13 protein-coding genes are annotated in these 17,664 nt (G+C 68.7%); 2 read left to right on the forward strand and 11 right to left on the reverse strand.

What is annotated here, in order from left to right; translation table 11 throughout:
* Window positions 1-34 precede the first annotated feature (34 nt).
* Entirely contained in the window at window positions 35-781 is a 747-nt protein-coding gene (gene rlmB, locus SNE35_RS17425) for a 23S rRNA (guanosine(2251)-2'-O)-methyltransferase RlmB (protein WP_320424201.1), read from the reverse strand.
* Window positions 778-1,521: an acetyltransferase domain-containing protein gene (locus SNE35_RS17430; RefSeq protein WP_320424202.1), complete on the reverse strand. Its 744-nt coding sequence runs from the start codon at window positions 1,519-1,521 to the stop codon at window positions 778-780. The genes rlmB and SNE35_RS17430 overlap by 4 nt, the downstream gene beginning before the upstream one ends.
* A 28-nt stretch (window positions 1,522-1,549) precedes the next feature.
* Here SNE35_RS17430 and SNE35_RS17435 point away from each other — a divergent pair, with 28 nt between their 5' ends.
* Together SNE35_RS17435 and SNE35_RS17440 are read left to right on the forward strand one after the other, a co-directional pair.
* The gene (locus SNE35_RS17435; RefSeq protein ID WP_320424203.1) at window positions 1,550-2,611 is read left to right on the forward strand and encodes a S1C family serine protease; all 1,062 of its coding nucleotides are present in this window, start codon (window positions 1,550-1,552) and stop codon (window positions 2,609-2,611) included.
* Between the two features lie 47 nt (window positions 2,612-2,658).
* A complete protein-coding gene (locus tag SNE35_RS17440) occupies window positions 2,659-3,654 on the forward strand; it encodes an LLM class flavin-dependent oxidoreductase (protein WP_431312761.1) in 996 nt (331 codons plus the stop codon).
* A 15-nt stretch (window positions 3,655-3,669) separates the two neighbouring features.
* Here the strand turns inward: SNE35_RS17440 and SNE35_RS17445 are convergent, their stop codons facing one another.
* The 9 genes from SNE35_RS17445 to typA all read right to left on the reverse strand — a co-directional run bounded on the left by SNE35_RS17445 (window position 3,670) and on the right by typA (window position 17,645).
* Entirely contained in the window at window positions 3,670-5,268 is a 1,599-nt protein-coding gene (locus SNE35_RS17445) for a cation:proton antiporter (protein WP_320424204.1), read from the reverse strand.
* Window positions 5,269-5,312: 44 nt separating this feature from the next.
* A complete protein-coding gene (gene purL, locus SNE35_RS17450) occupies window positions 5,313-9,272 on the reverse strand; it encodes a phosphoribosylformylglycinamidine synthase (RefSeq protein WP_320424205.1) in 3,960 nt (1,319 codons plus the stop codon).
* Between the two features lie 68 nt (window positions 9,273-9,340).
* A complete protein-coding gene (gene yjjJ, locus SNE35_RS17455) occupies window positions 9,341-10,720 on the reverse strand; it encodes a type II toxin-antitoxin system HipA family toxin YjjJ (RefSeq protein WP_320424206.1) in 1,380 nt (459 codons plus the stop codon).
* Window positions 10,721-10,821: 101 nt separating this feature from the next.
* The gene (locus tag SNE35_RS17460) at window positions 10,822-11,235 is read right to left on the reverse strand and encodes a VOC family protein (protein WP_320424207.1); all 414 of its coding nucleotides are present in this window, start codon (window positions 11,233-11,235) and stop codon (window positions 10,822-10,824) included.
* Between the two features lie 215 nt (window positions 11,236-11,450).
* Window positions 11,451-12,764 (reverse strand): TRZ/ATZ family hydrolase, encoded by a 1,314-nt coding sequence (locus SNE35_RS17465; protein ID WP_320424208.1) that lies wholly within the window; start codon window positions 12,762-12,764, stop codon window positions 11,451-11,453.
* A gap of 14 nt (window positions 12,765-12,778) precedes the next feature.
* Window positions 12,779-13,753, reverse strand: coding sequence for a nucleoside hydrolase (locus tag SNE35_RS17470; protein ID WP_320424209.1), 975 nt, complete (start codon window positions 13,751-13,753; stop codon window positions 12,779-12,781).
* Window positions 13,750-14,859 carry an enoyl-CoA hydratase/isomerase family protein gene (locus SNE35_RS17475; RefSeq protein ID WP_320424210.1) on the reverse strand — a complete coding sequence of 370 codons (1,110 nt, stop codon included), beginning with the start codon at window positions 14,857-14,859 and terminating at the stop codon, window positions 13,750-13,752. The genes SNE35_RS17470 and SNE35_RS17475 overlap by 4 nt, the downstream gene beginning before the upstream one ends.
* Window positions 14,856-15,773 carry a DMT family transporter gene (locus SNE35_RS17480; RefSeq protein WP_320424211.1) on the reverse strand — a complete coding sequence of 306 codons (918 nt, stop codon included), beginning with the start codon at window positions 15,771-15,773 and terminating at the stop codon, window positions 14,856-14,858. Before SNE35_RS17480 ends, SNE35_RS17475 begins: the two co-directional genes overlap by 4 nt.
* A gap of 45 nt (window positions 15,774-15,818) precedes the next feature.
* The gene (typA, locus tag SNE35_RS17485; protein WP_320424212.1) at window positions 15,819-17,645 is read right to left on the reverse strand and encodes a translational GTPase TypA; all 1,827 of its coding nucleotides are present in this window, start codon (window positions 17,643-17,645) and stop codon (window positions 15,819-15,821) included.
* Between the last annotated feature and the right edge of the window lie 19 nt (window positions 17,646-17,664).

A 17,664-nucleotide genomic window follows, 5' to 3' on the forward strand; every position in this document is an offset into this window, starting at 1 on the left:
TGCAGGCTTCCTCTGGTTGTGCGGGGGGCGCGGATTATCCCTTGCGCTGGCGCAGGGCTTCGTACAGGCAGACGCCCGAAGCGACCGAGACATTGAGACTTTCCACCGCGCCCAGCATCGGGATGCTGACGAGCTCGTCGCAGGTCTTGGCGGTCAGCTGGCGCATGCCGTCACCCTCGGCGCCGAGCACCAGGGCAACCGGGCGGTTCAGGTCGACGTCGTAGATGGACTTGGTCGCGCGATCGGAGGTGCCGACGATCCAGACGTCGCGCTCCTTCAGCTCGTTCAGCGCACGGGCCAGGTTGGTCACCATCAGGTAGGGCACGGTCTCGGCGGCACCGCTGGCGACCTTGGCGACCGTCGCGTTGAGGCCCACCGCGTGGTCCTTGGGCGCGATCACCGCATGGGCGCCGGCGCCGTCGGCCACGCGCAGGCAGGCGCCGAGGTTGTGCGGATCGGTCACGCCGTCGAGCACCAGCAGCAGCGGCGTGGCACCGGCGGCTTCCAGATCTTCCATCACGCCGTCCAGCGAGTGCTGCATCGCGATCGGCTGCACGCGCGCCACGACACCCTGGTGACGAGGGCTGCCGGCCAGCTTGGCGAGGCGCTCGTCGTCGCTGTCGATCAGCTTGGCGCCGGCTTCCTTGACGCGCTCGACGAAGCTTTTCATCCGCTGGTCGCGCCGCGTCGTGTCGACGTGGATCTCGCTGATGGACTTCGGATGCGTCTTCAGCCGCACGGTGACGGCATGGAAGCCGAACAGGATCTTGTTGGAGCTCATCCGCGCATTGTCGCCGTTAGCGTCAGCAGGCCGATCAGCACCGGCTGATGAATCATGTAGAAGCTCAGGCTCCACCGGCCCAGCACGGCCAGCGGATGCAGCGCACGCGGCAAGGCGCCCTCCACCAGCGCCGGCCGCCAGCGCAGCAGCGCGAAGCCCCACAGCATCACGCCCAACCAGGGCAGCACGGGCACGTAGTCCTCGGTGATCGGCTTGTGGGTGACGAGGCCCACCCAGTCGGTCCAGCGCGTGTCGAAGAAGGGATGCTGGACGAACTGCGGCAGCAGCACCAGCACGAGGCCCAGCATGGCCGCCACCGGCGCGCCCAGGCGCGGGCCCGCCCAGCGCATCAGCAACAGCATCACGGCCATGCCGTGCAGCACGCCGAAGCTGATGAAGCTGTGCGGGAACATCCACCAGGAGCCCGCCGTCACCAGCAGCGCGCAGCCGGCGATCTGCGCCCAGCGCTTCCAGAAGCGCGGCCAGGGCTGGTGCTGAGCCGTCGCCAGCGCCTGGCCCATGCCGGCGCAGAGCAGGAAGCTGCTGACGATCAGGGTGCGCTGGCCGATCCAGAAGGGGTCGCGGTAGAAGTCCGCCCGCAGCCAGCCGAAATGGTTCAGGTCGAAGCAGAAATGGAAGGCCGCCATCCAGACGACGGCAAGGCCGCGCAGCGCATCCAGGCGCGGATACCGGGCGGAAACACGGGCGGAAACGGCAGGGAGAACATCGGCTCTTATCATCTGCGCCGCAGTCTACCCACCGATTTCCATGCGCCGCCGCTGCTTCGCCACCCTCGCCTTCCTGCCCGTGCTGGCCATCGCCCAGGAGCCCCGCCCGATCACGCCGCGCGGCCCGCTGGAGCCGGCCGAGCTGAACCACATCAAGGTGTTCAAGACGGTCTCGCCCTCGGTGGTCCACATCACGACGCTGGGGCTGGAGCGCGACATCTTCTCGATGAACGTCAGCGAGGTGCCCCGCGGCACCGGCAGCGGCTTCATCTGGGATGCCAACGGCCACATCGTCACGAACTTCCACGTGATCCAGGGCGCCTCGGCCGCGCGCGTGACGCTGGCCGACCAGAGCACGCTCGATGCCGAGTTGGTCGGCGTGTTCGAGGACCGCGACTTGGCCGTGCTGCGCATCAAGGCGCCGCGCGAGAAGCTGCCGCCGATCCCGGTGGGCAGCAGCCGCGAACTGCAGGTGGGCCAGCAGGTCTACGCGATCGGCAACCCTTTCGGCCTGGACCAGACACTGACGACCGGCATCGTCTCCGCGCTGAACCGCGAGATCGAGTCGGTGAACCGCCGCACGATCCGCGGCGTGATCCAGACCGATGCGGCCATCAACCCCGGCAACTCCGGCGGCCCGCTGCTCGACTCGGCCGGCCGCCTGATCGGCGTGAACACCTCGATCTTCAGTCCCAGCGGCGCCAGCGCCGGCATCGGCTTCGCTATCCCCGTGGACGAGGTCAACCGCATCGTGCCGCGGCTGATCAAGGACGGGCGCTACATCCGGCCCTCGCTGGGCGTCAGCGGCGGGGGCACGAACCTCAATCAAGCGCTGCGCCTGCCCAAGGGCGTGGCCCTGGTGCGCGTGGCGCCCGGCGGCGCCGCAGACCGCGCCGGCCTGATCCCCTTCGCGCGCGACCGCCTCGGCCGGCTGGTGCAGGGCGACGTGATCGTGGCCGTCAACGGCGAGGCCGTCGCGACACTGGACGACATGCTGACCCTGCTGGAACGCCGGCAGATCGGCGAGAAGGTGTCGCTGAGCGTCTGGCGCGCCGGGCGCACACGGATGGCGACGGCAGTGCTCGGCAGCAGCACGGACTGATTGACCCTGCTCGGGCAAGGCCGGGCGCCAGTTCCTAGACTGCGCGGATGAGCATCGCACCCCTTTCCATCCTGGACCTCGCCTTCGTCACCGAGGGCAGCAATGTCGCCACCGCGCTGCGCCAGAGCGTCGCGCTCGCCCAGCACGCTGAATCTCTCGGTTATGGCCGCTTCTGGGTGGCCGAGCACCACAACATGGAAGGCGTCGCCAGCTCGGCCACGGCCGTGCTGATCGGCCAGCTCGCCGGGGCGACCAAGACGATCCGCGTCGGCTCCGGCGGCATCATGCTGCCCAACCACGCGCCGCTGACGATCGCCGAGCAGTTCGGCACCCTGGCCACGCTGTTCCCCGGCCGCATCGACCTGGGCCTGGGCCGCGCGCCCGGCACCGACCAGCCGACGATGCGCGCGCTGCGCCGGCATCTTTCGGGCGCCGAGATCGACCGCTTCCCGGACGATGTGGTGGAGCTGCAGGCCTTTCTCGGTCCGGTGCGAGAGGGTCAGGTCGTGCGCGCCGTGCCCGGCCAGGGCACCGAGGTGCCGATCTGGCTGCTCGGCTCCAGCCTCTACAGCGCCCAGTTGGCGGCCTACCTGGGCCTGCCCTTCGCCTTCGCCTCGCACTTCGCGCCCGACATGCTGCAACAGGCGCTGGACATCTACCGCGCCCAATACCGGCCGAGCGAGAAGCACCCGAAGCCGCATGCGATGGTGGGCCTGAACGTGGTCGTGGCCGACACCGACGCCGAGGCGGCACGGATGTTCACCTCGATCCAGCAGCGCTTCCTCGGCATGCAGCGCGGCCAGCGCGGCCTGCTGCCGCCGCCGGTGGACAGCATGGAGCCGCTGTGGACGCCGGGCGAGAAGCTCGGCGTCGAGCGGATGCTTCGTGAATCGATCGTCGGCTCGCCAGTGACCGTGCGCGCCGGCCTGCGCGCTACGCAGGAGCGCACCGGCGCGGACGAATTCATCGTCGCCTGCGCGGCGTACGACTTCAACGCGCGGCTGCGCTCCTACGAACTGCTGGCGCAGCTGAACCAGGGCTGAGTTCCCAGCCTCTCCTCAAGCCAGGTGCTGGGCCTTCTGCGCCAGCAGGGCCTGCTCCAGGTCCAGCCCTTCCAGCAGTTCGCGCAGTACCTCGTCATCGAGCCGCTGCGCGTCGCGTTCGGCGATCAGCGCCTGGCGCTGGGCGGCCAGCACCGCGCGGCCGATCGTCAGCAGACGCAGGCGCGGGACGGTCGGCGAGCCGCCCTCCCCGGCCAGTTCCTGCGCCGCCTGCACGGCCGCGGCCTGGCGGTTCATCAGCTTCTCCGCCAGCGCCAGTTCGGCCGCGCTGAACTGCTCGTGCGACAGCCCCGTCAGCGTTGCGCGGGCGGCGCCGTGCATCACCGATTTGGCGTGCTTCTTCTGGCCATGCAGCGCTTCCGCGTCGTCGGGAGGCAGCTTCAGGCGTCGCACCAGCAGCGGCAGGGTCAGCCCGTGCAGCAGCAGGGTGCCGACGGCCACGACATAGGCCAGCAGCACGATCGCGCTGCGCCCGGCCAGCGGCTCGCCGGCCCAGGTGTGCACCGGCGTGGCCGCAGCGGCCGCCAAGGTCACCACGCCGCGCATGCCGGACCAACCCAGCACCGCATCCTCGGCCCAGCTCAGCGGCTGGGCCCGCGGGCTCCAGCGCCGGCGCACGCGCGCCAGCAGCTCGCTCGCCACGATCCAGACCACGCGCACGCCGATCACCACGACCAGCAGCGCGATGGCGATGCCGGCCAGTTGCCGCAGCGCATAGCCGTCCGCCTGCGCCTCCAGCATCAACGAGCGCAGCTGCAGGCCCATGTAGGCGAAGGCGAAGGTCTCCAGCAGCTTGTCGACGACGCCCCAGACCTCGCGCTCCTGGATGCGGCCGGCGAAGCCCAGGTCCGCCGCGCGATGGCTCAAGGTGAAGCCGGCGAACACGACGGCGACGACGCCAGAGGCGTGCACGCGCTCGGCCAGCGCGTAGGCGCTGAACGGCACCAGCACGGATAACGTCGTCACCAGGCTTGGGTCCTCCAGCCGGCGGCGGATGCGGTCGACGATGCGGCCGATCAGCATGCCGACCAGCGCGCCGACGATGGCCGCGTACAGGAAGGCCAGGGTCACGCTGCCCGGATGCTCGGCCCCGCTGAGCGCCCAGGCGGTGGCCACGCCGAACAGGGCCAGCGCCGCCGCGTCGTTGACGAGGCTTTCGCCCTTCAGGATCGTCATCAGCCGGCTCGGCAGACCCAGCTCGCGGCCGATGGCCACGGCGCTGACGGCATCCGGCGGTGCCAGCGCCGCGCCGAGGATGAAGGCCACGGCCAGCGGCAGGGCCGGCATCAGCGCCACGGCCGCGAAGGCGACCGCCGCCGCGCTGGCGAACACCAGCGCGACGCTGAGGTTCAGGATCGCCGCGATCCGCTTGACGAAGCTGAAGAAGGAGAAATCCAGCGCCGCCGAATACAGCAGCGGCGGCACGACGATGGCGAGGATCGTCTCCGGCTCCAGCGCCGGCGGCTCGATCCCTGGCACGAAGGACAGGCCAAGACCCACCGCCACCAGCAGCAGCGGCGGCTGCAGCTTGAAGCGCTCCGCGAAGATCGCCAGGCCGATGGCGGCCAGCATGACGAGAAGGATTTCGGTGGCCATGGCCGCCGCGTATCAGTCAGGCATGGACGAGGGACACACCAGCTTCAACCAAGGGCTTTGCGGGCGTTGCGGAACATGCGCATCCAGGGGCTCAGCTCGCTCTTGTCGCCGCTGGTCCAGCTCATCTGCACGTTGCGGAACACGCGTTCCGGGTGCGGCATCAGCACGGTGAAGCGGCCGTCGGCCGTGGTGACCGAGGTGAGGCCGTCCGGGCTGCCGTTCGGGTTCAGCGGGTAGGCCTCGGTCGGCGCGCCGCTGTTGTCGACGAAGCGCATCGCGCGAGCGACCTTGGCCGCATCGCCACGCTGCGAGAAGTCGGCGAAGCCTTCGCCATGGGCCACGGCGATCGGCAGGCGCGAGCCTTCCATGCCGGTGAAGAACAGGCTCGGGGACTTCAGCACTTCCACCATCGCCAGCCGCGCCTCGAACTGCTCGCTCTTGTTGCGGGTGAACTTCGGCCAGTCCTGCGCGCCGGGGATGATCGGCGACAGCGCGGCCATCATCTGGCAGCCGTTGCACACGCCCAGCGCGAAGCTGTCGCCGCGGGCGAAGAAGGCCTCGAACTGCGCGGCCAGCACCGGGTTGAACATCACCGAGCGGGCCCAGCCTTCGCCGGCGCCCAGCGTGTCGCCGTAGCTGAAGCCGCCGCAAGCGACGAAGCCCTTGAAGTCGGTCAGGCCGGCGGCGCCAGACTGCAGGTCGCTCATGTGAACGTCGTAGGTGTCGAAGCCGGCCAGCGACATCGCATAGCTCATCTCGACGTGCGAGTTGACGCCCTGCTCGCGCAGGATCGCCAGCTTGGGGCGCGCGCCGCTGTTGATGAACGGGGCGGCGACGTCTTCCTTCGGATCGAAGCTCAGGTGCACATGGCGACCCGGGTCGGTTGCCACGCCGGTGAGCGCGTGTTCGCTGTCGGCGCAGGCCGGGTTGTCGCGCAACTGGGCGATGCGCCAGCTGACCTGGTCCCAGGCTTCGTGCAGCTGGGCCAGCGGCGCGGTGAAGATCTTCTTGGCATCGCGCCAGACCTCGACCTGGCCGTTCGTGTTCGGCTTGCCGACCACGTGGCTGTGCTTGCTGAGGCCGTGCGCGCGCAGCACCTGCAGCGCGGCGTCGCGGTCGGCGGTGGCGACCTGCAGCACCACGCCCAGTTCCTCGTTGAACAGGGCCTTCAGGGTCAGCTCGTTGCGGCGGGCATCGACCTGCTGGGTCCAGTTCTTGACGTCGCCGTCCTCGACCTCCTGCACCAGCATGTCCACGTTGAGGCTCACGCCCAGGTGGCCGGCGAAGGCCATCTCGCAGGCGCTGGCCCAGAGGCCGCCGTCGCCGCGGTCGTGGTAGGCCAGCAGCTTGCCGGCGGCGCGCAACTCGTTGACGGCGGCGACCAGCGACTTCAGCTGCGCCGCGTCGTCCAGGTCCGGCACCGCGGGGCCGAACTGGTTCAGCGCCTGGGCGAGGATCGAGCCGCCCATGCGGTTCTTGCCGTTGCCGAGATCGACCAGGATCAGCGAGGTATCACCGGCCTTCAGCTCGGGTGTCAAGGTCGGACGGACGTCGTCGATCGATGCGAAGGCGGTGATGATCAGCGAGACCGGGGCGGTGACTTGATTGCCGTCCCACTTGGTCCGCATCGACAGCGAATCCTTGCCGACCGGGATGGAGATACCCAGCTCCGGGCACAGCTCCATGCCCACGGCCTTGACCGTGTCGAACAGCGCGGCGTCCTCGCCGGCTTCGCCGCAGGCGGCCATCCAGTTGGCGCTGAGCTTCACGCGCGGCAGCTCGATCGGCGCGGCCAGCAGGTTCGTGATCGCCTCGGCCACGGCCATGCGGCCCGAGGCCGGCGCGTTGACGGCGGCCAGCGGCGTGCGCTCGCCCATGCTCATCGCCTCGCCGGCGAAGCCCTTGAAGTCGGCCAGGGTGACCGCGCAGTCCGCCACCGGCACCTGCCAGGGGCCGACCATCTGGTCGCGCGAATTGAGGCCACCCACCGTGCGATCGCCGATGGTGATCAGGAAGCGCTTGGAGGCCACGGTCGGGTGGCGCAGCACGTCGAAGGCGACGGTGGCCAGGTCGACGCCGGTCAGCTCCAGCGCGCCGCCGGAGCGCTCCACGCGCTTGACGTCGCGGTGCATCTTGGGCGGCTTGCCGAGCAGCACGTCCATCGGCATGTCGATCGCGCGTTCGCCGCCGGTGCCGTCTTCCAGCACCAGCTCGCGGTTCTCGGTCGTCACGCCGACGACGCCGAAGGGGCAGCGCTCGCGCTCGCACATCTGCGTGAACAGCGGCAGCGATTCCGGCGCGATAGCCAGCACGTAACGCTCCTGGCTCTCGTTACACCAGATTTCCTTCGGGGCCAAGCCCGACTCTTCCAGCGGCACCTTGGAGAGATCGAAGGTGGCGCCGCGGCCGGCGTCGTTGACCAGCTCGGGGAAAGCGTTGGAGATGCCGCCGGCGCCCACGTCGTGGATCGCCAGGATCGGGTTCTTCTCGGCGCCCAGGTTCCAGCAGTGGTTGATGACCTCCTGCACGCGCCGCTCGATCTCGGGGTTGCCGCGCTGGACCGAGTCGAAGTCAAGGTCTGCCGTGTTGGTGCCCGCTGCCATCGACGAAGCCGCGCTGCCGCCCATGCCGATGCGCATGCCCGGGCCGCCGAGCTGCACCAGCAGGCTGCCGGCCGGGAACTCGATCTTGTGCGTCAGGTCCGAGCGGATCGCGCCGATGCCGCCGGCGATCATGATGGGCTTGTGATAGCCACGGTTGACGCCGTCGACCTGCTGCTCGTAGACGCGGAAGTAGCCGCCCAGGTTGGGCCGGCCGAACTCGTTGTTGAACGCCGCGCCGCCGATGGGGCCGTCGATCATGATCTGCAGCGGGCTGGCGATGTGCTCGGGCTTGCCGATGTTGTCGCGCTCCCAGGGCTCGGCCAGGCCGGGCAGGCGCAGGTTCGAGACCGAGAAGCCGGTCAGGCCGGCCTTGGGCTTGGCGCCCCGGCCGGTGGCGCCTTCGTCGCGGATTTCGCCGCCGGCGCCGGTCGATGCGCCGGGGAACGGCGAGATCGCCGTCGGATGGTTGTGCGTCTCGACCTTCATCAGCACATGGGCCGTCTCGGCGCGGGCTTCGTACTTCGGCGCGCGGGCGTCGCCCGCCTGCATCCAGCGCTCGATCTGGTGGCCTTCCATGATCGCGGCGTTGTCCGAGTAGGCCACCACCGTGTGCTGCGGCGCGAGCTTCTCGGTGTTGCGGATCATGCCGAACAGGCTCAGCGGTTGCTCCTCGCCGTCCACCGTGAACTTCGCGTTGAAGATCTTGTGGCGGCAGTGCTCGGAGTTGGCCTGCGCGAACATCATCAGCTCGACGTCGCTGGGGTTGCGCTTCAGCTGCTGGCCGAAGGCGGCGTCGAGGTAGTCAATCTCGTCGTCGGACAGCGCGAGGCCGAACTCGGTGTTCGCCTTCACCAGCGCCGCACGGCCCTGGCCCAGCACGTCCACATGCGCCAGCGGCTGCGCGGTCTTCTCGTCGAACAGGTGCGCCGCTTCCTCGCGGGCCAGCAGCACGCTCTCGGTCATGCGGTCGTGCAGCAGCTCGGCGCAGGCGACGAGTTCCTGCTGCGTCAAGGTCTTCACACCGCCCAGCAGGCCGGACTTCAGCGTGATGCGGTACTCGGTGACGCGCTCCACGCGGTGGATGCCCAGGCCGCAGTTGTGCGCGATGTCGGTCGCTTTCGAAGCCCAGGGGCTCACCGTGCCCAGGCGCGGCGCCACGACGACCAGCGAGCCCTCGCTCGCGCCGGCGTAGGCATCGCCGTAGTTCAGCAGCGCCGCCAGCTTGTCCCGGTCGGCACCCGCCAACGCTTCGTCGCTCCACACCCAGTGCACATGACGGGCCGACAGCCCGGTAATGCGGTCATTGACCGCTTGCAGCTTCGGCAACAGGGCCTGGGCGCGGAACGCCGAGAGGGCGTTGCCACCCTCGAAGGAGAGCAGATGCTTGGGGGAAGAAGCCATGAGAGTCCGGATGAGGAAGGAACGACGGCGAAACCCGGGATTCTACCGAGGGCGCCGGGTCCGAACGCTCAGACTCGACGGTATGCGGCGGCGACGCGCTGCTGGTTGTCGGCACAGATCGCGCGAAAACCAGCCGAGATCCGCGCATCGTCTGCCGCCTGCGCCCAGAAGCGCTGCGCCGCCTCGGCCGCCAGCACCCAAGCCTCGCGCTGCGGCGGCAGCGGCAGGCGCGGCGTGAAGTCGACAACGGGCAGCTCGACGCCGGCCTGCGGGCGGTAGGCCATCGGCAGCATGTCGTAGACCGGCGCCAGCCTCAGCGAAGCTGCGGGGCCGGGTTCAAAGGAAAGATTGCCGTCGTGCATGTCGGTGTTGGCGATCAACTGGCCGAAGAAAGCGAGCCGCTGCACGGCGGCCTGCGCTTGCGCATCGATCAGTCCGGCAGCCGCCAACGCCGCCGCGCCGTCGGCCCAGGAGCGTCCGGCCAGGCCGAACCAGTCCGCATTGATGGCAGCCCATGAGCACAGGCCCGAGCGCCCCAGCAGGCCGTGCCGGTCGAAGCGGCCGACTTCGAAGAAGGTGCGCCCCTCGCCGCGCAGGATGCGGCTGGCCGTGCCCTGCAAGCCGGGCAAAGTGCCGACCAGCGTCGAGGCGAGCTGCTCGCACACCAGCAGGTCCGACCAGCGCTGCGTGCCGGGCGAGTCGTCCGAGCCGGAGAACTTGACCAGCACATGCCGCGGCGTGCCCTCGTCATCGCGCAGCGCCGTGAACTTCGGGAACTCGCCGGCCACCGAGGAGCCGGCCGGGCCGAAAGCCATCGCCAACTGGGCCAGCTCGGCATAGGACCGCAGTTCGTCGCCAGCGGTGATCGGGACCTCCGCCTGGGCTTGCCAGTGGTGGAAAGCAGCGTCGCCGATGATGAAGTTGCCGCTCTGGTCCGAGCCGAGCAGCGAGAGCGCGTACAGCGCGTCGTCATCGGACCAGTCCTGCGGGTTCTCGGCCAGTTGCAGCAGCGCGGCATGGTCGCGGGCGAACCGGCGGCCGAGGAAGCCCTGAGGGCGCATGTCCTGCAGGAAGTAGGGCAAGCCTTCGAACCAGCCGTCCCGCATCCGCGTACCGGCCTGGGCCAGCGGCCATTCGAAGCGGTCCGCGTTGGCAACTTCGACCAGCGTGCCGTCTGGGTGTCCCAGGTGCAATTGCGCCACCGTCTCGGCCCGGCCATCGGTACCGATGCTGTACAGCGGAAGCGGGGCAAGGCTGCCGCGCAGCGGGCGCCGCAGCGTGTAGGCCGTGCGACGCGCCCGGCCGATCGTCAACACCTGTTCGCCCGCCTGGCGAACGGCCCGCATCAACGTCGGCGGACTGATCCGCAGCGCATCGCGCAAGGCTTGCGCAGCGAGCAGATGACGCTGGCGCAGCAGGCCCAACAGCTCATCGACCGCGTCAGCCATGAAACGATTCTCCGCACAGTTTTATACGGAGAATATATAGGTAAATCGTTCTCAGATGGATCGATTAATGAAACGATTCATGAAACGATTTTCAAGATCGTCTACTTCGCAAACAGCGACTCGATGTTCTTGAACGCCTTGAACTCGATGGCGTTGCCGGACGGGTCGAGAAAGAACATCGTTGCCTGCTCGCCGACCTCGCCCTTGAAGCGGATGTAGGGCTCGATGACGAACTGGGTGCCGGCGGCGCGCAGCTTGTCGGCCAGGGCCTCCCACTGCTCCATGGACAGCACCAGGCCGAAATGGCGGACCGGCACGTTGTGCGAATCGACGGCGTTGGTCGCCTTGTGGCCGCATTCGTCCGGCGCCAGGTGGGCGACGATCTGGTGGCCGTGGAAATTGAAGTCGATCCACTCGGCTGAACTGCGGCCTTCGGGGCAACCGAGCAGGTCGCCGTAGAAGGCACGGGCTTCGGCCAGGTTACGGACCGGGAAGGCGAGGTGGAACGGGGGCATGGCGTCGAACTCCTGGGTTAAGGCCTGGGATGGCTGGCAGCCTAGCAGGAGCGTGGAGTCGGTGCGGGAAAGCCGGTGGGCCGGGGCAGCGCCCAGGGCGGAATCGGGTCGGAGCGCCTGGACGACGCTCCCGCCGGCGATCCCTGATTGCCCTGGACGCCGCCCCGGCCCACCGGCTTTCGGCGGCGGATGTCGAGCGCGCTTCTTTTTTCGGCTCAGCGCTCCGTTTGCATCCGATGCACGATGGCTTCCGTGCGCTCCAGCAGCGAACCGACGTCGATCGTCGTCAGCTCACGGCCCTTCAGCACCTGACGGCCGCCGACCCACACGTCGGACACGTGCTCGCGGCCAGCCACGTAAACCAGTTGCGCCAGCGCGTTGTAGACCGGGCGGCATTCGACGGCGTCGAGCGAGACGGCGACCACGTCGGCCAGCTTGCCGGCCTCCAGCGAGCCCAGGTCGTCGCCGCGGCCCATCGCCTTCGCGGCGCGGATGGTGGCCATCTCCAGCGCGGTGCGGGCGGAGACGGTGGTGGGGTTCTGCGTGGAGCCCTTGGCCAGCAACGCGGCGGCACGGATCTCGCCGAACATGTCCTGGCGGTTGTTGGAGGCGGCGCCGTCGGTGCCGAGGATGGTGTTGACGCCGGCCGTTTCCAACGCCGTCACCGGGCAGATGCCGGAGGCCAGCTTCAGGTTGGAGTTCGGGTTGTGGACGAGGTGCACCTTCTGGCGCGCCAGCATGGCGATCTCGTCCTCGTTCAGATGGACCATGTGCACGGCCATCATCTGCTCGTTCAGCAGGCCCAGCTTGTTCAGGCGCTCCAGCGGGCGCATGCCGTGCTGCTTGACGCTCTCGTCCACTTCGAACTGGGTCTCGTGGATGTGGCAGTGCATCTGCAGGTCGTGCTTCTCGGCCAGTTCGCGCAGCGCGACGAAGGTCTCGTCGGAGACGGTGTAGGGCGCGTGCGGAGCGCTGGTCCAGTCGAGCAGCTTCTCGCCCTTGAACTGCTCGTAGGCGGCCAGGCCCTTGGCGATGTAGTCCTGCGCGTTGGCGGCGTAACCGGTAGGGAAGTCGATCACGTTGATCGACACGCCCGCGCGGATGCCCGCATCCACTGCCGCGCGAGCCATCGCGGTGGGGAAGAAGTACATGTCGTTCAGGTAGGTCACGCCGCCGCGCAGGGCCTCGGCGGCGGACAGCAGCGAGCCCTGGTAGGTCCAGTCCTCGGTGACCCACTTCTTCTCCAGCGGCCAGATGTGGTGGTTCAGCCAGTCCATCAGCGGCAGGTCGTCGGCGACGCCGCGCAGCAGCGACATGGCCGAGTGGGTGTGGCCGTTGATCAGGCCGGGGATCAGCACGTGGCTGCCCAACTCGACCGATTCGGCCTGTGGGTACTTCGCCTCGGCCTCGGCGCGGGGCAGCACGTCGGCGATGCGCTCGCCGTCGATGACCAGCGCGTGGTCGGTCAGCACGTCGGCGCTGCCGGGGGCCAGGGTCACCATCCACTTGGGCTTGAGGATCTTGGTCATGATGTTCTGTTCCTTCAGTTGAACGCGCTGTCGAAGATCTCGATCACGCGGGCGGCGTCGACGCCGATGCAGGCCTGCTGGACCGGCCGGCCGGTCCAGGCGGCACGGCCGGGGTGGCCACCGGGCAGGCCCAGGTTGCGATGGTCCTGGATCGTCTGACCGCGCGCCATGCCTTCGCAGACGACGCGGATCGGGCCGCGGCGCAAGGTGAAGGCGGACGGGTCGATGGCGTAGGCCACCGCGCTGGCATCGTGCGAATAGATGCCGCGGATGCCGGCGACCTCGCTGTAGAAGTCCTGGTAGTGGCGGGTGGCCTGCCAGAGGAAGTCGCCCACCTTGCCGCCCCTGCCCTGCAGGCTCGACAGGTAGTCCTCGTCCATCACCACCTGCTGCGTGACGTCGAGGCCGACGACGACGATGGGCCAGGCCGCCGTCAGCACCAGATCCGCCGCCTCGGGGTCGTTGATCACGTTGGCCTCGGCCACCGGCGTCACGTTGCCGGCATGGCCCAGCGTGCCGAAGGCGCCGCCCATCAGGATCACCTGCTTGACCTTGGAGACGATGGTCGGATCGTGCTGCAGCGCCAGCGCGAGGTTGGTGAACGGGCCGACGGCGATCAGCGTGATCGCGCCGGGCTCGGCGTTGACCATGTCGCAGATCAGCTCATGGGCCGGGCGCGGGTCCAGCAGTTCGTTGGCCGGTGCGGCGCTGGCGGCCAGGCCACCCAGTCCGTCCTCGCCGTGCACGTGGGCCGGATAGTCGCCCTCCTCCGTCGCGGCCAGCGCCTTGGGGGCACCGGCGGCCACCGGCAGCTTCAGGCCGTATAGCGTGCTGAGCGACAGCGCGTTGCGCGTGGTGGTTTCGACCGACGCGTTGCCGAACACGGTCGTGATCGCGCGCAGTTCGATGGCCGGGCTGCGTGCGAGCAGCCACAGGGCCATCGCATCGTCGATGCCGGGGTCGGTGTCGTAGATGACCTGATGCTTCATGCCAGATCCTTCAAGGGGTGTTGATTCGCAGGCCAGGGGCTTTCGAAGAAGGCCAGGACCTGTTCGCGCGTGACGCCGTCGAGGCTCGCCGGGTTCCAGCGCGGCGTGTGGTCCTTGTCCACGGCCAGCGCGCGGATGCCTTCCATCGTCTCGCTGGCGGTGCCGGGGCGCAGGTGGAAGCAGCGGTAGACGATGTCGCGCTCCATGCGCAGATCGTCGGCCAGGCTCATCGAGCGGGCGCGGCGCACCTGCTCCAGGGTGACGGCCAGCATCAGCGGCGAGCGCTTCAGCAGGGTCGCGCAGGTCTGCTGCGCCCACGCATCGGGATCGTCCGCCAGCGAGGCCAGGATCGCCGGCACGTCCGCCTGGCCGAAATGCCGGTCGATCTGCGCCAGCCGCTCGAAGTGCGGGGCCGGCGGCGCGACGTCGACACGCTGCATCACGGCGGCCACGACGTGCTCGGCCGTCGGCATCTCGCCGCTGCGCAGCGCATCGACCAGGCCTGCCATCTGCTGAGCCGGCACGAACACATCGCCCAGGCCCAGCTCGATCGCATCGGCTGCACCGATCGCATCACCGGTCAGCGCCAGCCATTCGCCGCTGCGACCCGGGCAGTTGGCCAGGAAGTGGCCGCCGCCGACGTCGGGGAACAGGCCGATATTGGTCTCGGGCATCGCGAGCTTGGAGTGCTCGGTCAGCACGCGCATCTTCGAGCCCTGGCTGATGCCCATGCCGCCACCCATCACGATGCCGTCCATCAGCGCGACGAAGGGCTTGGCGTAGTGGTGGATCAGGTGGTTGAGGCGGTACTCCTCGGTGAAGAAGGCTTCGATCGAGTCGTCACCGGCCAGCACCGCCGCATGGAAGAAGCGGATGTCGCCACCGGCGCAGAAGGCCGGCGCCTTGCCCGGGCGGGCCGCGCCGAGGATGGCCACGGCCTGGATCGCGGGGTCGGCGGCCCAGGCGTTCAACAGTGTGGTCAGGTCGCGAATCATCGCCAGCGAGAGCGCGTTCAGCGCCTGCGGGCGGTTCAGCGTGATCAGGCCCAGGCAGCCGTTCACTTCGGCCGTGATCTGGCCCTCGGACTGCAATGCGGGAATCGTCATGCCTTCGTAGCTCCGTCAATTCTTGATGTTGTGCGCCAGGCCAGCAGCTCGTTGCCGACGAGCGCCGCCAGCACCAGCGCACCGCCGACGATTGTCGCGGACGACGGATTTTCACCCGCGAGCAGCCAGGCCCACAGCACGCCGAAGATCACCTCCAGCAGGCCCAGCAGGGCCACCTCGGGCCCGGCCAGCACGCGCGTCACCTGCACGACCAGCAGGCAGGGCACGGCCAGCTGGAACAGGCCGAGGCCGGCCAGCAGGGTCAGGTCATGCGCACCGGCATGGGTGGGCCAGGCCAGCGGCAGCGCGAGTAGTGCGGAAATCGCCGCGCCGATGAGCACGGCCAGCGGCATGTCGTTGGCCGGCGCTGGCTCGTCGGGCTCGGCATCGTCCTGGCCGGCCGCGTGCTGAAGCACCGTCCAGTTCGTGGCAGCGGCGATCGGCACGCCCAGGGCGACGAGGATGCCCAGCATGCCCTCCCCGCCGCGGAACTCGTGGCCGAACATCCAGGCGATGCCCGCCGAGCCGACGAGGATCGCCACCCAGGTGCGCAGCGGCAGCCGGTGGTGCAGGAACACGCGCGAGAACAGCGCCGTCAGCAGCGGCCCCAGCGCCATCGTCACCAGCACGTTGGCGATGCTGGTCAGGGTCAGCGCCACCATGAAGGCGGTGAACATCACGCTCCAGGCAAGACCCGACACCCAGACGGCGCGCGGCGCGCTCCGCAACTGGCTCAGCAGCGCGGTGCCGCGCTGGAAGGCCAGGATCGCCGCGAGGAACAGCGTGTTGAAGCCGCTGCGCCAGAAGGTGACCTCGAAGCTGCGCGCCTCCTCGAGCTGGCGCGTGACGACGCCGGCGCTGCTCCACAGCAGCGTGACGACGATCATCAGCAGGACGGCTTTTCGATGGCTCATGTAAGAACGGCCCCGTTCGGGGCCGTGTTCGATGCGGTGAGGCGATCAGGCGCGCGAAGCGCGCTTGCGCTCATTCTCGGTCAGGAAACGCTTGCGCAGGCGCACGCTCTTCGGCGTGATCTCGACCAGTTCGTCGTCCTCGATGAACTCGACGCCGTACTCCAGCGTCAGGTCGATCGGGGGCGTGATCTTGATCGCGTCTTCCTTGCCGCTGACGCGGAAGTTGGTCAGCTGCTTGGTACGCGTGGCGTTGACGACCAGGTCGTTCTCGCGGCTGTGGATGCCGACGATCATGCCTTCGTAGACCGGATCGTTCGGCTTCACGAACATGCGGCCGCGATCGTCCAGCTTGCCAAGCGCGTAGGTGAAGATCTCGCCGGCATCCATCGAGATCAGCACGCCGTTCTTGCGGCCGGCGATCTCGCCCTTGTGCGGCTCGTAGCCGTCGAAGATGTTGGAGATCAGGCCCGAACCGCGGGTCAGGTTCAGGAACTCGTTGGTGAAACCGATCAGGCCACGGGCCGGAATGCGGTACTCGAGGCGCACGCGGCCACGGCCGTCCGGCTCCATGTTCACCAGCTCGCCCTTGCGCTCGCCCAGGGCCTGCATCACGCCGCCCTGGTGGTTCTCTTCCACGTCGGCGGTGACCAGCTCGATCGGCTCGTGCTTCTCGCCGTTGATGGTCTGGAACACGACGCGCGGCTTCGACACGGCCAGCTCGTAGCCTTCGCGGCGCATGTTCTCCAGCAGGATGGTCAGGTGCAGTTCGCCGCGGCCCATCACTTCGAAGATGCCGTCTTCGTCGGTCTCGCTGACGCGCAGCGCGACGTTGCTCTGCAGTTCCTTCTGCAGGCGGTCCCAGATCTGGCGGCTGGTGACGTACTTGCCTTCGCGGCCGGCCAGCGGGCTGGTGTTGACGCAGAAGTTCATCGTCAGCGTCGGCTCGTCCACCTTCAGCATCGGCAGCGGCGCCGGATCGGCAACGCTGGTGACGGTGACGCCGATACCGATGTCTTCCAGGCCGTTGATCAGCACGATGTCGCCCGGCTCGGCTTCGGGCGTCTGCACGCGGTCCAGGCCCTGGAAGGTCAGCACCTGGTTGACGCGACCCTTGACGGACTTGCCGTCCGGGCCTTCCATCACGACCACGTCCATGCCCGGCTTCAGCGTGCCCTGGTTGATACGGCCGACGCCGATGCGTCCGACGAAAGTCGAGAAATCAAGCGCCGAGATCTGCAGCTGCAGCGAGGCGGCCGGATCACCGGCGTGCGCCGGCACGTGCTTCAGCACGGTGTTGAACAGGGCCGACATGTCGGGGCCCCACTGCTCGCCCGGCGCGCCTTCTTCCAGCGAGGTCCAGCCGTTGATGCCGGAGGCGTAGACGACCGGGAAGTCCAGCTGCTCGTCGGTGGCGCCGAGCTTGTCGAACAGGTCGAAGGCGGCGTTGATGACGGCGTCGGGCTTGGCGCCCGGCTTGTCGACCTTGTTCACCACGACGATGGGCTTCAGGCCCAGGGCCAGCGCCTTCTTCGTGACGAAGCGGGTCTGCGGCATCGGGCCTTCCTGCGCGTCGATCAGCAGCACGACGCCGTCGACCATCGACAGCGCGCGCTCGACCTCGCCGCCGAAGTCCGCGTGTCCCGGCGTGTCGACGATGTTGATGTGCGTGCCTTCCCAGCTGACCGCGCAGTTCTTGGCCAGGATGGTGATGCCGCGCTCGCGTTCGATGGCATTGCTGTCCATCACGGTGTCGACGACCTTCTCGTGCTCGGCGAAGGTGCCGCTCTGGCGCAGCAGTTGGTCGACCATCGTGGTCTTGCCATGGTCAACGTGGGCAATGATGGCGATGTTGCGGATCTGTCGGTTGCTCATACGACTCTTTCTTTCATGA

The organism is Roseateles agri, assembly GCF_034043675.1.
Classification (GTDB): Bacteria; Pseudomonadota; Gammaproteobacteria; order Burkholderiales; family Burkholderiaceae_C; genus KK5.

Excerpts from the sequence above, each read along its gene's own strand:
- typA (WP_320424212.1), bottom strand. The coding sequence starts at position 17,645 with ATGAGCAACCGACAGATCCGCAACATCGCCATCATTGCCCACGTTGAC.
- SNE35_RS17435 (WP_320424203.1), top strand. The coding sequence starts at position 1,550 with ATGCGCCGCCGCTGCTTCGCCACCCTCGCCTTCCTGCCCGTGCTGGCC.
- SNE35_RS17440 (WP_431312761.1), top strand. The coding sequence starts at position 2,659 with ATGAGCATCGCACCCCTTTCCATCCTGGACCTCGCCTTCGTCACCGAG.
- SNE35_RS17465 (WP_320424208.1), bottom strand. The coding sequence starts at position 12,764 with ATGACCAAGATCCTCAAGCCCAAGTGGATGGTGACCCTGGCCCCCGGC.
- SNE35_RS17470 (WP_320424209.1), bottom strand. The coding sequence starts at position 13,753 with ATGAAGCATCAGGTCATCTACGACACCGACCCCGGCATCGACGATGCG.
- yjjJ (WP_320424206.1), bottom strand. The coding sequence starts at position 10,720 with ATGGCTGACGCGGTCGATGAGCTGTTGGGCCTGCTGCGCCAGCGTCAT.
- rlmB (WP_320424201.1), bottom strand. The coding sequence starts at position 781 with ATGAGCTCCAACAAGATCCTGTTCGGCTTCCATGCCGTCACCGTGCGG.
- SNE35_RS17475 (WP_320424210.1), bottom strand. The coding sequence starts at position 14,859 with ATGACGATTCCCGCATTGCAGTCCGAGGGCCAGATCACGGCCGAAGTG.
- SNE35_RS17480 (WP_320424211.1), bottom strand. The coding sequence starts at position 15,773 with ATGAGCCATCGAAAAGCCGTCCTGCTGATGATCGTCGTCACGCTGCTG.
- purL (WP_320424205.1), bottom strand. The coding sequence starts at position 9,272 with ATGGCTTCTTCCCCCAAGCATCTGCTCTCCTTCGAGGGTGGCAACGCC.
- SNE35_RS17460 (WP_320424207.1), bottom strand. The coding sequence starts at position 11,235 with ATGCCCCCGTTCCACCTCGCCTTCCCGGTCCGTAACCTGGCCGAAGCC.
- SNE35_RS17445 (WP_320424204.1), bottom strand. The coding sequence starts at position 5,268 with ATGGCCACCGAAATCCTTCTCGTCATGCTGGCCGCCATCGGCCTGGCG.
- SNE35_RS17430 (WP_320424202.1), bottom strand. The coding sequence starts at position 1,521 with ATGATAAGAGCCGATGTTCTCCCTGCCGTTTCCGCCCGTGTTTCCGCC.